This window comes from Sulfitobacter sp. NFXS29, assembly GCF_040148765.1.
Classification (GTDB): Bacteria; Pseudomonadota; Alphaproteobacteria; order Rhodobacterales; family Rhodobacteraceae; genus Sulfitobacter.
The window spans coordinates 89,235-101,631 of the sequence record NZ_JAGDED010000004.1 but is presented as its reverse complement, the minus strand read 5'-3'; the positions used below and the strand labels follow the sequence as shown (position 1 = coordinate 101,631).

The 12,397-nt window shown below is 61.3% G+C and carries 15 protein-coding genes; 8 read left to right on the top strand and 7 right to left on the bottom strand.

The features are described 5' to 3' along the window. Positions 1-6 precede the first annotated feature (6 nt). Entirely contained in the window at positions 7-564 is a 558-nt protein-coding gene (locus J3456_RS08660) for a tetratricopeptide repeat protein (RefSeq protein ID WP_349579794.1), read from the bottom strand. A 74-nt stretch (positions 565-638) separates the two neighbouring features. Here J3456_RS08660 and J3456_RS08655 point away from each other — a divergent pair, with 74 nt between their 5' ends. The 6 genes from J3456_RS08655 to J3456_RS08630 are packed head-to-tail and all read left to right on the top strand — an operon-like array spanning position 639 to position 6,652. After that, positions 639-929, top strand: coding sequence for an SCP2 sterol-binding domain-containing protein (locus J3456_RS08655; RefSeq protein WP_067262473.1), 291 nt, complete (start codon positions 639-641; stop codon positions 927-929). Beyond that, positions 929-1,876: an alpha/beta fold hydrolase gene (locus J3456_RS08650; RefSeq protein WP_349579793.1), complete on the top strand. Its 948-nt coding sequence runs from the start codon at positions 929-931 to the stop codon at positions 1,874-1,876. Before J3456_RS08655 ends, J3456_RS08650 begins: the two co-directional genes overlap by 1 nt. A 57-nt stretch (positions 1,877-1,933) precedes the next feature. Then, a complete protein-coding gene (locus J3456_RS08645; protein ID WP_349579792.1) occupies positions 1,934-2,938 on the top strand; it encodes a ligase-associated DNA damage response exonuclease in 1,005 nt (334 codons plus the stop codon). After that, entirely contained in the window at positions 2,935-4,533 is a 1,599-nt protein-coding gene (locus tag J3456_RS08640) for an ATP-dependent DNA ligase (RefSeq protein ID WP_349579791.1), read from the top strand. Before J3456_RS08645 ends, J3456_RS08640 begins: the two co-directional genes overlap by 4 nt. Before the next feature lie 56 nt (positions 4,534-4,589). After that, positions 4,590-6,410, top strand: a complete 1,821-nt coding sequence (locus tag J3456_RS08635; protein ID WP_349579789.1) for a M3 family oligoendopeptidase — start codon at positions 4,590-4,592, stop codon at positions 6,408-6,410. Further along, positions 6,410-6,652: a hypothetical protein gene (locus tag J3456_RS08630; RefSeq protein ID WP_349579787.1), complete on the top strand. Its 243-nt coding sequence runs from the start codon at positions 6,410-6,412 to the stop codon at positions 6,650-6,652. The genes J3456_RS08635 and J3456_RS08630 overlap by 1 nt, the downstream gene beginning before the upstream one ends. Before the next feature lie 2 nt (positions 6,653-6,654). On the opposite strand, the gene J3456_RS08625 is transcribed toward J3456_RS08630, so the two are convergent. From J3456_RS08625 to J3456_RS08615, 3 genes are all read right to left on the bottom strand, one after another. Next, entirely contained in the window at positions 6,655-6,924 is a 270-nt protein-coding gene (locus J3456_RS08625) for a DksA/TraR family C4-type zinc finger protein (protein WP_120350693.1), read from the bottom strand. A 259-nt stretch (positions 6,925-7,183) separates the two neighbouring features. Beyond that, positions 7,184-7,570, bottom strand: coding sequence for a hypothetical protein (locus tag J3456_RS08620; protein WP_349579786.1), 387 nt, complete (start codon positions 7,568-7,570; stop codon positions 7,184-7,186). Between the two features lie 204 nt (positions 7,571-7,774). Beyond that, positions 7,775-8,335, bottom strand: a complete 561-nt coding sequence (locus J3456_RS08615) for a protein-tyrosine phosphatase family protein (protein ID WP_349579785.1) — start codon at positions 8,333-8,335, stop codon at positions 7,775-7,777. A gap of 88 nt (positions 8,336-8,423) precedes the next feature. Between J3456_RS08615 and J3456_RS08610 the strand changes: the two genes are divergently transcribed. After that, on the top strand, positions 8,424-9,062 hold the full coding sequence (locus J3456_RS08610) for a GntR family transcriptional regulator (protein WP_349579783.1): 639 nt from the start codon (positions 8,424-8,426) through the stop codon (positions 9,060-9,062). A 50-nt stretch (positions 9,063-9,112) separates the two neighbouring features. Here the strand turns inward: J3456_RS08610 and rpoH are convergent, their stop codons facing one another. Both rpoH and J3456_RS08600 read right to left on the bottom strand, forming a co-directional pair. Further along, entirely contained in the window at positions 9,113-10,009 is an 897-nt protein-coding gene (gene rpoH / locus J3456_RS08605; protein ID WP_349579781.1) for an RNA polymerase sigma factor RpoH, read from the bottom strand. Positions 10,010-10,182: 173 nt separating this feature from the next. Beyond that, positions 10,183-11,229, bottom strand: a complete 1,047-nt coding sequence (locus J3456_RS08600; protein ID WP_349580027.1) for an RluA family pseudouridine synthase — start codon at positions 11,227-11,229, stop codon at positions 10,183-10,185. On the opposite strand from J3456_RS08600, the gene J3456_RS08595 reads away from it, so the two are divergent. Continuing rightward, the gene (locus J3456_RS08595; RefSeq protein ID WP_349579779.1) at positions 11,228-11,518 is read left to right on the top strand and encodes a DUF6476 family protein; all 291 of its coding nucleotides are present in this window, start codon (positions 11,228-11,230) and stop codon (positions 11,516-11,518) included. The genes J3456_RS08600 and J3456_RS08595 overlap by 2 nt on opposite strands. On the opposite strand, the gene J3456_RS08590 is transcribed toward J3456_RS08595, so the two are convergent. Continuing rightward, a complete protein-coding gene (locus tag J3456_RS08590) occupies positions 11,519-12,304 on the bottom strand; it encodes an inositol monophosphatase family protein (RefSeq protein WP_120350687.1) in 786 nt (261 codons plus the stop codon). It abuts the gene before it with no gap. Between the last annotated feature and the right edge of the window lie 93 nt (positions 12,305-12,397).

Genomic DNA, 12,397 nt, shown 5'->3' with positions numbered 1-12,397 from the left:
CTTGAATTAAAGCTCGCGTCCGATGCCGTCCCGGCGCAGCCCCTCAAGGGCAGACCGGGCGTCTTCGTGATGCGGGTTGAGGGCGAGCGCCTTGCGGTACAGCTCCGCCGCGCGGCCCAGATCTCCGAACTCCTGTATCATCACGGCAAGCCCGAAGATCGCGTTGTAATTACTGGGGTTCAGCGCCAGCGTCCGTTCCAGATCATCCAGCGCGGGACCATAAAGGTTGGCCGCATAATAGGCCTGCGCCCGCGTGTGAAACCCTTCGGCAAAGTCGGGGGCGTGATCGGTCAGCGCGGTCAAATGCTCTATCGCCAACCGGCTGTCGCCATTTGCCATCGCTTCGCGCCCTCGCGACAGCAGCAAATCCATCGAAGCAGAGCCGGACCGCTGCCAATGCGCTTCGATCTCATGGGCGATTCTGGGGGCTTCGGCCGCCGGGGCCTCGCGCAGCTTTTGCATAAGCTCAGGCAGCGCCCCCTCGGCCACGGCCATGCCCGCAAGCAACACAAAGCCACCAACTGCCGCAACGGTATGTTTGAGGTTGACGGGTATGATGCGCATAACAAAACTGAATGTAACAGGCTGCCGCCGCAATTCCAGACGTAGCGGAGCCAAATGCCAAAAAAGGGCGAGCGATGAGCGATATTGTGAACGAAGCGGTTGTAGTGCTGAACGAAAAGCTGGCCGGTAGCGATTTTGACGGCACAGCCAAGTTCGACATTGAAGGCGAAGGCACCGTGATGATGGACGAAAACGGCGCACGCGCTGCCGATGAAGAAGCGGATGTGACGCTCAGCGCCGATGCGGAGACCTTCCAGTCGATCCTCGAAGGCGACACCAACCCGACCTCTGCTTTCATGACCGGTAAGCTCAAGATCGACGGCGACATGGGCATGGCGATGAAGCTCGCCGCTGTGCTCGGCTGATGCAGCTGGACCCGGCCCCGCTTTTTACCGATATCGCCCCCGGCCCCGAAGGGGGCCAAGCCCATTGGGCCGAGACATCGGATGGCAAGCGGATCAGGCTGGGTCACTGGCCCTGCGCCGGGGCGCGCGGCACGGTGCTACTGTTCCCCGGGCGTACCGAATACATTGAAAAATACGGGCTTTGCGCCGCCGACTTCGCGCGGCGCGGCCTTGCCACCATGGCGATTGACTGGCGCGGTCAGGGTCTGTCGGACCGGCTGCTGCCAGATGCACGCATCGGCCATGTCAATGTTTTCAGCGACTATCAAAAAGACGTTGCCGCCATGCTGCGCGCCGCGCGCAGCCTGAACCTGCCGCGGCCCTATTTCCTGCTGGCGCACTCCATGGGGGGCTGCATCGGGCTGCGCGCCGTGATGGAGGGGCTGCCGGTGCAGGCCGTCGCTTTCACGGGCCCGATGTGGGGCATCTATGTCGTCCCGCATCTGCGGGCCGTTGCTTGGTCCTTGGCGCAGTTCATGCCCCGTGTCGGACAGGGCCACCGCTTGCCGCCGGGCACCAAGATCGAAGCCTACCCCGCCATCGCTCCTTTCGAGGACAACCTGCTGACCTCCGACCCGCAGATGTACGACATGATGCGCGATCAACTGGCCGCCCACCCTGAGCTTAGCCTTGGCGGCCCCAGCTTTGTCTGGCTGCGCGAGGCGCTGGCCGAGACCAAACACCTCGCCGGGCGGTCCGCGCCCAACATTCCCTGCGTTACCTACCTTGGCAGCAACGAGCGGATCGTCGCAACCGACCGCATCCACAGGCGCATGGCGCAGTGGAAAGGCGGGCGGCTGGAGATTGTGCCGGGCGGCGAACATGAGGTGCTGCTGGAGACCCCCGAACTGCGCAAGCCGATCTTCGACGGTTTGGAAAAGCTCTATCTGGGCAATATCACCGGTTAAGCCCCCTCAGGCGTCATTTTTCTGTGCAATCGGCCCGCGCCGCCTAGATTGCTTGGGATGACACGTGAACCCGTCCTTACCTTTACCGAAAACGGCATCTATTGCCCCGCCGGTGACTTTCACATCGACCCTTGGCGCCCGGTTGACCGGGCGTTGATCACCCATGGCCATGCCGACCATGCCCGCGACGGGATGGGCAGTTACCTCGCCACCCACGCTGCCCTGCCCGTCATGCGCCATCGTCTGGGAGATATCATTATTGAGGGTATCGCCTATGGCGAAACGTGTCAGATTGGCGGGGCGATGGTGTCTTTCCACCCGGCGGGCCATGTGCCCGGCAGCGCGCAGATCCGGGTCGAGGTCGCGGGCGAGGTCTGGGTCGCTTCGGGCGATTACAAGGTGATCGACGATGGCATGTCAGAGCCCTTTGAGCCGGTCCAGTGCCACCATTTCATTACCGAGAGCACCTTTGGCTTGCCGGTCTTTCGCTGGGCGCCGCAGGCCGAGGTGGCAGGCCAGATTAACGACTGGTGGGCAGGCTGCAAGGCCGCTGGCAAGACGGCTTTTCTGGGGGCCTATTCGCTGGGCAAGGCGCAGCGGCTCCTGTCGATGCTCGATCCCGCGATCGGACCGATCCTGACCCATACGGCGGTGGAAAATACCAATGCGGTGCTGCGCGCACAGGGCATCACCCTGCCCGAGACCACGCTTGTGACGCCCGAGTTGGTGCCAAAGGAGCATCCCGGCGCGTTGGTGCTGGCGCCGCCCTCGGCCTTGGGCAGCCAATGGGCGCGGCGCTTTGGACCGCAGGAGAGCGCCTTTGCCTCGGGCTGGATGGCGCTGCGCGGGGTGCGCAGACGGCGCGCGGGGGATCGTGGACTTGTCATCTCGGACCATGCGGATTGGCATGGGCTGCTTTGGGCCATCCGTGAGACTGGCGCGGAAAATATATACGTAACCCATGGTTACACCGATATCTTCACGCGTTACCTTAACGACGAGGGCTGGAACGCGCAGGTCGTCCCGACCCAGTTCGACAGCGATGGAGGCGACAGCGAATGAAGGACTTTGCCGCTCTATTCAATGCCGTCGACCAGACCACCAAAACCACGGTAAAGGTCGCCGCCTTGGCCGAGTATTTCACCACCGCGGCCGAAGACGACCGTCTTTGGACCGTGGCGCTTTTCTCGGGCCGCCGCCCGAAACGCGCCGTCACCACGACCAAGCTCCGCGAATGGGCCTCAGAGGCGTCCGGTGTGCCGCTGTGGCTGTTCGAGGACAGCTACGCCATCGTCGGCGATCTGGCCGAGACCATCGCGCTGGTCCTCCCCCCGGTGGAGAACGACGACACCGGCACGCTGACCTCATGGATCAACGCCCTGCGCGGGCTGAAAGACGGAGACGACGCGGCGCGCAAGGCTTTCGTCCTCTCGGCATGGCAACAGCTTGGCGGCACCGAGCGGTTCCTGTTCAACAAACTTATCACCGGCGGTTTTCGCATCGGCATCAGCCAAAAGCTGATGACCCGCGCCCTGTCCCGCGCCAGTGGCCGCCCCGAGCCGGAAATGGCGCACCGCCTGATGGGCAACTGGCACCCCGATGACGTGACATGGCACAGCCTGATCGAAGCCGAAGACGCCAGCGCAGACGCCTCGCGCCCCTACCCTTTCTACCTCGCCTATGCGCTGGAAGACGGGCCGGAGGCCCTCGGCAGTCCCGAAGACTGGCGCGCGGAATGGAAATGGGACGGCATCCGCGGCCAGCTTATCCTGCGCGACGGCGACTACTTCGTCTGGTCACGCGGCGAAGAACTGATGACCGACCGCTTCCCCGAGCTTGCCCGCACCGTCGATCACCTGCCGCCGGGCACGGTGCTCGACGGCGAGTTGCTGGTCTGGCAGCCGGGGGCTGAATTCCCCTCATCCTTCAACGCTTTGCAGGCCCGTATCGGCCGCAAGACGGTGCCCAAAAAGCTGCTAAAGGAAGCGCCCGTGGTGCTGCACGCCTACGACCTGCTGGAATGGCAGGGCGAGGACATCCGCGACCGCCCCTTTGCCGAGCGCCGCGCGCTGCTGGAGCAGGCCGCAGCCGACCTGCCCGCCGACGCGCCCGTGCGCCTATCGCCGCAGCATCAATTCACCGATTGGGCCGAACTGGCCACCCTGCGCGACACCGCGCGTGAGGCGCAGGCCGAGGGGTTGATGCTGAAACGCGCCGACAGCCCCTATCTCTCGGGCCGCAAAAAGGGCGACTGGTGGAAATGGAAGCTGGACCCGCTGACCATCGACGCGGTGATGATCTATGCGCAATCGGGCTCGGGCCGCCGCGCGAACCTCTTTACCGATTTCACCTTTGCAGTCTGGAACGGCAATGATCTGGTCCCCTTCACCAAGGCCTATTCCGGCCTGACGGATGCCGAATTCCGCCAGATCACCGCTTGGGTGCGCAAGAACACGCAGCAACGCTTTGGCCCCGTGCGGCAGGTCACGCCGCATCATGTATTCGAGATCGCCTTTGAAGGCATCCAGCCCAGCCCGCGCCATAAATCCGGCGTCGCCCTGCGGTTTCCGCGCATGTTGCGCTGGCGCAAGGACAAGCCATTGCAAGAGGCCAATACCCTCGACGATCTGAAAGAAATGCTGCGCATCTACGGATAGGTTGTTCCGGCCCGTCCGGAGGCATAGATGTGACGAAACGCAAATGAGGTACACCGATGTTTCAGCTTCCCTTCCCGCTTCACGATGCCAACGCCAGCGCCGGGGGCAAAAACCTCGGCGATCTGCCGGAATGGGATCTGAGCGACCTTTACACCGCCGAAGACGCGCCCGAATTGAAGCGCGACCTCGACTGGCTAGAGGAAGCCTGCGCGCGTTTTGCCACTGATTACCAAGGTAATCTGGCCGCGCTCGATGCCAAAGGACTGCTCGACTGTGTGTTGCGCAACGAAAAGATCAATCAGGTCGCGGGGCGCATCATGTCCTACGCGGGCCTGCGCTATTACCAGCAGACAACGGACTCAGGCCGCGCCAAGTTCATGTCTGACTGCCAAGAGAAAATCACCGATTACACCACGCCGCTGGTCTTTTTCACGCTGGAACTGAACAAGCTGCCCGACGATCACCTTGCCAAGCTTTTGGACGAGAACCCGGATCTGGCACGCTACAAACCCGTCTTCGACCGCATCCGCGCCATGAAGCCCTACCAACTGTCGGATGAGATGGAGAAGTTCCTGCACGACCTCGGCGTGGTCGGCGACGCTTGGGAGCGGATGTTCGATGAGACAATCGCCGGACTGGAATTCGAAGTCGACGGCGAAACACTCAACATCGAAGGCACGCTGAACCTCTTGACCGACCCCGACCGCAGCAAGCGCGAGGCGGGCGCGCGAGAGCTGGCCGACGTGCTGGGCCGCAACATCCGCACCTTCGCCCGCGTCCATAACACGCAGGTGAAAGAGAAGGAGGTCATCGACCGCTGGCGCGGTATGGAGACACCGCAGACCGGGCGGCACCTCAGCAACCATGTCGAGCCCGAGGTGGTCGAAGCGCTGCGCAACGCCGTGGTCGAAGCCTATCCGAAGCTGAGCCACCGCTACTATGAGCTGAAGCGCAAGTGGCTCGGCCTTGATGTGATGCAGGTCTGGGACCGCAACGCGCCGCTGCCGATGGAAGACCCCAAGGTGGTGGACTGGGCGCAGGCCGAAGCGACCGTGATGGAAGCCTATACCGCCTTTGATCCGCGCATGGGCGAATTGGCCAAGCCGTTCTTCACCAAGGGTTGGATCGACGCGGGCGTGAAGCCCGGCAAGGCACCGGGCGCCTTCGCGCATCCCACCGTGACCGACGTGCATCCCTATGTGATGCTGAACTACCTCGGCAAACCGCGCGACGTGATGACGCTGGCGCATGAGTTGGGCCATGGCGTGCACCAAGTGCTGGCCGCCGATCAGGGCGAGATGCTGTCCTCGACCCCGCTGACATTGGCCGAAACGGCCTCGGTCTTTGGCGAAATGCTCACCTTCCGCAAAATGCTCGACAAGGCCAAGACGCAGTCAGAACGTAAGGTGCTGCTGGCAGGCAAGGTCGAGGACATGATCAACACGGTCGTGCGCCAGATCGCCTTTTATGATTTCGAGTGCAAATTGCACGAGGCGCGCCGCGGCGGGGAGCTAACGCCCGACGACATCAACGCGCTATGGATGAGCGTTCAGGCCGAGAGCCTTGGACCAGCATTCGAGTATATGGACGGCTACGAGACCTTCTGGGCCTATATCCCGCATTTTGTGCATTCGCCCTTCTACGTCTATGCCTATGCCTTTGGCGACGGGCTGGTGAACGCGCTCTACGCGGTCTACGCCGAGGGCGAGGAAGGCTTTGAAGAGAAGTATTTCGACATGCTGAAAGCAGGCGGCTCGAAACACCACAAGGAGCTTCTGGCCCCCTTCGGGCTTGATGCCTCTGACCCCGCCTTTTGGGACAAGGGGCTGTCGATGATCTCTGACATGATCGACGAATTGGAAGCGATGGAGGACTGATGTCCCTCGCCGAGCGCATGAAGGACAGGTTCGCGCCGTTCTTTGCTTGGGTCCAAAGGCGGGTTCCGCCCGGGCTCAGGTTTGCGCTCGGCCTGCTGCTGATCTGCGGCGGCATCCTTGGGTTCTTGCCGATCCTCGGCTTTTGGATGCTGCCGCTTGGTTTCATGGTGGCGGCGATGGATCTGCAGTTGTATCGGCGCTGGCGCTCTCTTCGGCGTCGGCGCCGAGCAATGCGCCCCTGACTTCACTTCAACTGGCTGTCTTTCGACCCGCGCCGGTTAATCCCGCCGCGCATCTGCGCCTGCCCGTCCCGGTCGCGCACGCAATCAATGCAAAGTTTCACCCCCGGCAGAGCGATGCGTCGTGCTTCGGGGATAGGCTCTTCGCATTCCGCGCAATGGGTCAGGCTCTCACCCACCGGCGCGCGGCGGGCTTTCAGCCGTGCCAATTCGTCCGATATGGATGCTTCGATCTGTTCGCTTACCGCGCCATCACGCGCCCATCCGCCTGCCATGGCACGCCCTCCTGTTGCTATGCTCATCATTGATATGGGGCCCGTGGGCCGCATGTCACGGATCTGCGCCCGACATCTATGCCGAGCCCTCGCTGCCCTCATCAGAGTGTAACAAATGGGGGGCCTGCGCGAATATACAAGGTTCACAGGCCGAGCCCTTGCGCCGGGGGATAATTGCGCGAAACGCGACCGCACCGCCTGCCTGACATAGAAAAACACCCCCAACAGGGGGTGCAGTTGCTAGGCATTGGGCTGTGAGTCAGGCAGCACGCAGGGTCGTATCTCCTCCATTTTGACGATTGATCAGGACGGACAGGGTAACGGCACTTTGGATAAGCCGTTGGCGAAGCTCTTGGCGCTGCCCGGCGGGGCGCAGCGGCACGTTAGTGCGCAGGTACACGGTCTGCGGCATGGCGCGCGGATGGTGCGTATAGGTCACCTCGACCACCGCCTCCACCCTGCCGAAATCGCGGTCGTGGTGGACACTATGGAAACGCGCGCTGCAAATGTTTAGGACAGCGGGAAATTCATCAGAAGGATGACAGACGGTAACGGGTTCATAGCTGCGCCTACGGCGGATAATGTCACCTGCATTGAGGGACGCGATGGGGCCGGATGTTTCTGGCGCGATGGAGCGGCTTTGCATGTCTAATCCTCTTTCTACTCGTCTGTTCGTTAGTCTTCCCTTTCTGTGGGCTGTTGCGTTCCCTCAGGAGGTTCCGCCGTTTGCCCAACCTGTATACATGTTGTCCGATCCAATTGTGGCAAGAATGGGGCAACAACTTGCCGAAAATGCGGCGATCGTATAATTGGGCAATCTTTTTTCACACGATCTATGCTAATGGGGCGGTTAACCCGCCTTTTCGACCTCTAGGAGCCAGGTCTCCTGAAGGCTGTTTTCAATAGCCTCAGCGAAGTGATCCCGCACCAGGGCAATGGCATCGCCTGCCGGAAGCCCGGCCCCCATCAGCAACCAAGCCGCAATAAGTCCGCTGCGACCCGCCCCGTATTGGCACGACAGAGCCACCGTCTCCCCCGCATCCAATGCCTGCTCAAAATCGGCCCGTCGCTCTGGCCATTGCGCTAGGAAGGCGTCGCCGGGCACGTTGAAATCTTGGATCGCCGCGAAGGAAAGTTTTAGGCCAAGGGGTTGAGAAACTTGGGAAATCAAAGGGAATGCCCCCGCGGGAAGCTCTGTTTCCTCTGTCAGGATGAGCAATTGACGCGCGCCGGTCGCGCGCAACCCTTTCAAGGTTTCGGCCATTTCATGCGGGTCCAGATAGGCCGAGCCATCGACATGGGTCAGCAGCCCTGGAAAGCCGGTCATCGCCAGATGCCCCCCACGCGGGGTGGGAATGACAGCGCGTATCGAGGTCGCTTCGGGATCGAAATAAGGCAGATCGACAGACATAACAGCATCCATAAAATTTGAGTAAGCGCGGCAGCACCTGTATACATGTTAATCAGGCAAGATGTGAACAGACCGAAGGACGCCAGCGATGCTCAACCAAATTAAATCCAGTGCTGCAATTGCAGATAGGCTTCGGGCGGATATTTGCCTGGATCGCGACATCGCGGATGGTATGCTTCATGAGGTGGCCTTGGCACAGCGTTTCGGGGTCTCCCGCACGCCCATCCGACAGGCGCTGCAACGCTTGGCCTATGAGCGAATGATCGCGGTGAAATCCGGTGTGGGTTCTGTCGTGACGCCCTTGGAGGAATCGATGCGCGCAGACGATATCTGCGCGGCAGTGGCGATTATCGAGGCCGCAGCCAAATGCGCGCCCTCCAGCCTCGCGCCCCCTGCGCAATTCATGTCGCTGGCCGGGCTTTTGGGGATGATGGACATTAGCGACCTTGACCAAGCCGAGGCGTTTTTTGAAGTCCGCGCTCAGTTTTTGAACGCTCTGTCCGAGATGATTGAGAACCCAATCCTTAGCGATGCCTTTCGCGCCGCCTATTGGCGTCTGATCAGGTGGTCCCTGCGGGATTTTGAAACCCAGCAACAGGCCCAGATTGCGCATCTGCGTGAAGTGTTGCAAACCGCGGCCCGCGCGACGAAGAGCGGCACCCTCGCCGCCTGCTTTGAACAGATTGCCGAAATCGAAGGCAGGCTTGCCGAACCGAGCCAGACGTAAAAAAGCCCCGCTCCTGCGAGCGGGGCCATCTGTGTTAAGTTGGCCGAGAATTAGCTGACCGCCATCATGCCTTTTTCTTTCGCCAAGTCGCGCATCCGCTTCTGCAACTTTTCAAAAGCACGCACTTCGATTTGGCGAATACGTTCGCGGCTGACATCATATTGCGACGACAGGTCTTCCAAAGTGACCGTTTCGTCCGACAGGCGGCGTTGAGTCAGAATGTCCTTTTCCCGGTCGTTCAACACATCCAAGGCTTCGGCCAACATCTCACGCCGGGTTTCCAGCTCATCGCGTTCGGCATAGTCGCCCGCTTGGTCGGCGTCTTCGTCCTCCAACCAATCTTGCCACTGCATCGTGCCTTCGCCTTCGGACCCGACGGTGGCGTTGAGCGAGGCATCCCCGCCCGACATCCGCCGGTTCATCGAAACGACTTCAGCTTCGGTCACGCCCAGTTGGGTCGCGATCTCTGTCACATTCTCGGGGCGCAGATCGCCTTCTTCCAAGGCACCAATTTTGTTCTTCGCCTTACGCAGGTTGAAAAACAGCTTCTTCTGACCCGAAGTCGTGCCAAGTTTCACCAGCGACCACGACCGCAGGATGTACTCCTGAATTGAAGCACGGATCCACCACATCGCGTAGGTGGCAAGGCGGAAGCCCTTCTCCGGATCGAAACGTTTGACCGCTTGCATCAGGCCGACATTCGCCTCCGAGATTACCTCGGACTGCGGCAAGCCATAGCCCCGGTAGCCCATGGCGATTTTCGCGGCGAGACGCAGGTGCGACGTGACCATCCGGTGCGCGGCTTCGGTATCTTGTTCCTCGACCCAACGTTTGGCCAGCATGTATTCTTCCTCAGGCTCCAACAGCGGGAACTTGCGGATCTCTTGCATATAGCGGTTCAGCCCGCCTTCTGGTGTCGGTGCGGGCAGATTTGCATAATTTGCCATGTCTTGTCCCTTTCCCCAGTTTGATCGGGGCCTATGTTATTTCGCTTAACATGCAATATGGGCGGCCCCCTTCGTGCTTTCAAGACAGAAGCCTTCACGCTTTTGTTCATGATTGCACAGCTTCTGTGAACAAAACGTAACCAATCCCAGGGCGGTTCCCTGAGGTGGCGGGGTCACGCCGACGGGGTTGCTGGCCCCTCACGAAGCAATTGCAACAGCGCTGCCATATCGGACGGCAATGGCGCTTCAAAACGCAGGCTTTCGCCCGTCACTGGATGCTCAAACCCCAAAACAGCGGCATGCAGCGCTTGGCGGGGGAAGGCGCGGATGGCGTCGGCGGTGGCCTCGGGCAAGGCCGCTTTGGCCAGCTTGCGCCGCCCGCCATAGGTCGCATCCCCCACCAAACCGTGGCCTGCGTGAGACATATGCACGCGGATCTGGTGCGTGCGCCCCGTGTCCAGCCAGCATTCCAGCAGTGCCAGAACGGGTGGCGTGCCGAAGCGCTCGACCGTGCGGGCGCGGGTTACGGCGTGGCGGCCGCCTTGGAACAGCACCGCCTGCCGCTGGCGGTCGGTCTTGTGCCGCGCCAATTGCGTGGTCATGCGCAGGATATTCCCCGCCTCAAAGGACGCGCCTTTGACGCCACGGAGACGCGGGTCGTTGGCATCGGGCACCCCGTAGACGAGGGTTTGATAATACCGCTCTACGGTATGTTTTTCGAACTGCGCCGCCAGCCCGTGATGCGCCGCGTCGGATTTGGCCACAACCAGCAACCCCGTGGTGTCCTTATCAATCCGGTGCACGATGCCGGGCCGCTTCATCCCGCCCACGCCCGAGAGATCATCGCCGCAGTGTGCTAATAAGGCGTTAACCAGCGTGCCGGAAGGCGACCCCGGGGCGGGATGCACCACCATGCCCGCTGGTTTGTCGATCACGATCAGGTCGTCATCTTCGAACACCACCGACAAGGGGATATCTTCGGGCAGGATGTGGCTCTCTGCCGCTTCCTCGACCGTAATCTGCACCGCCTGCCCTTCGGCCACTTTGGCGCGGGGGTCTTGGACTTTGACACCGTCCAGCGTCACGGCCCCGTCGGCGATCAACCGGCCCAATCGCGTGCGTGACAGGTTCGCTTCCTCTGGCACATCGCGGGCCAGCGCCTTATCAAGACGGGCGGGCGGGCTATCGCCCAGAATGAAATCAATGCGGCGGTGAGACATGGACACGGACAACCCTGATGAACCGGCGAACCTGCGGTTTCTGCGGCGGATGGTGACGGTCTTGACCGTCGTGATGATTGGCGGGGTTCTAGTGCTGATCTTCGTGCTTGTCACCCGCCTGAGCGATCAAGGCCCGACCATGCCGCGCAGCATCACCCTGCCCGATGGCAGCAGCGCCCAAGCATTTACGCAAGGGCGCGGCTGGTATGCGGTGGTGACAGAGGCGGACGAGATCCTGATCTTTGACCAATTGACCGGCGAATTGCGCCAGACGGTAGCGATCGAATAATCAGCCGCGGATCGTTTTGGCGAAGGTCGAATAGATCGGCTCGTTGGAGCAGATAATCTCGCCGTGCTGCAGGATATTGCGCTCGGGACGGATCGCCTCAACAAGGCCACCGGCCTCTTTGACGATCAACATGCCTGCGGCCACGTCCCACGGCTTCAAACGACGTTCCCAGAACCCATCGTAGCGGCCCGAAGCGACGTAAGCCAGATCAAGCGAAGCCGCACCCCAGCGGCGCACACCGGCGCAAACGGGCAGAAGACGGCCCAGATCTTTCAGCGTTTCGGGCAGATCGGCGCGACCGCCGAAAGGCAGTCCCGTGGCAAAGATCGATTCAATCATGCGGTGACGGCCCGAGACCCGCAGACGGCCTTCGTTCATCCAAGCGCCGGTGCCTTTTTCGGCAAAGAACATTTCATCCTTAGCGGGGTCGAAAACCACGCCGGCAACGATTTCGCCCTTATGCTCCAACGCGATGGAGACGGCCCAATGCGGCAGGCCGTGCAAGAAGTTGGTCGTGCCATCCAGCGGGTCGACGATCCAACGGCGCGTGGGGTCTTGACCCTCTTCCTCGCCCCCCTCTTCGGCCAGCCAGCCGTAGGTCGGGCGCGCGCCCATCAGGTCGTCTTTGATGATCTTCTCGGCGCCAATGTCGGCTTTGGTCACGAAATCGCCCGCGCCTTTGACCGAGACCTGAAGGTTCTCGACCTCGCGGAAATCCTTGACCAGTGCACGCCCCGCTTTGCGTGCTGCTTTGATCATGATGTTAAGATTCGCACTGCCGATCATTGTTCGCGCCCTTTGATGGATAAGGCGGGACGTATAGGGCGCAAGAGCGCAATTGCCAAGGGGGCAGAAACCTAGGCCGCTGGGGCATTCTTA

Excerpts from the sequence above, each read along its gene's own strand:
- J3456_RS08635 (WP_349579789.1), top strand. The coding sequence starts at position 4,590 with ATGTTTCAGCTTCCCTTCCCGCTTCACGATGCCAACGCCAGCGCCGGG.
- J3456_RS08620 (WP_349579786.1), bottom strand. The coding sequence starts at position 7,570 with ATGCAAAGCCGCTCCATCGCGCCAGAAACATCCGGCCCCATCGCGTCC.
- J3456_RS08625 (WP_120350693.1), bottom strand. The coding sequence starts at position 6,924 with ATGGCAGGCGGATGGGCGCGTGATGGCGCGGTAAGCGAACAGATCGAA.
- J3456_RS08655 (WP_067262473.1), top strand. The coding sequence starts at position 639 with ATGAGCGATATTGTGAACGAAGCGGTTGTAGTGCTGAACGAAAAGCTG.
- J3456_RS08650 (WP_349579793.1), top strand. The coding sequence starts at position 929 with ATGCAGCTGGACCCGGCCCCGCTTTTTACCGATATCGCCCCCGGCCCC.
- J3456_RS08615 (WP_349579785.1), bottom strand. The coding sequence starts at position 8,335 with ATGTCTGTCGATCTGCCTTATTTCGATCCCGAAGCGACCTCGATACGC.
- J3456_RS08595 (WP_349579779.1), top strand. The coding sequence starts at position 11,228 with ATGGACACGGACAACCCTGATGAACCGGCGAACCTGCGGTTTCTGCGG.
- J3456_RS08660 (WP_349579794.1), bottom strand. The coding sequence starts at position 564 with ATGCGCATCATACCCGTCAACCTCAAACATACCGTTGCGGCAGTTGGT.
- J3456_RS08590 (WP_120350687.1), bottom strand. The coding sequence starts at position 12,304 with ATGATCGGCAGTGCGAATCTTAACATCATGATCAAAGCAGCACGCAAA.
- rpoH (WP_349579781.1), bottom strand. The coding sequence starts at position 10,009 with ATGGCAAATTATGCAAATCTGCCCGCACCGACACCAGAAGGCGGGCTG.
- J3456_RS08610 (WP_349579783.1), top strand. The coding sequence starts at position 8,424 with ATGCTCAACCAAATTAAATCCAGTGCTGCAATTGCAGATAGGCTTCGG.
- J3456_RS08645 (WP_349579792.1), top strand. The coding sequence starts at position 1,934 with ATGACACGTGAACCCGTCCTTACCTTTACCGAAAACGGCATCTATTGC.
- J3456_RS08640 (WP_349579791.1), top strand. The coding sequence starts at position 2,935 with ATGAAGGACTTTGCCGCTCTATTCAATGCCGTCGACCAGACCACCAAA.
- J3456_RS08600 (WP_349580027.1), bottom strand. The coding sequence starts at position 11,229 with ATGTCTCACCGCCGCATTGATTTCATTCTGGGCGATAGCCCGCCCGCC.
- J3456_RS08630 (WP_349579787.1), top strand. The coding sequence starts at position 6,410 with ATGTCCCTCGCCGAGCGCATGAAGGACAGGTTCGCGCCGTTCTTTGCT.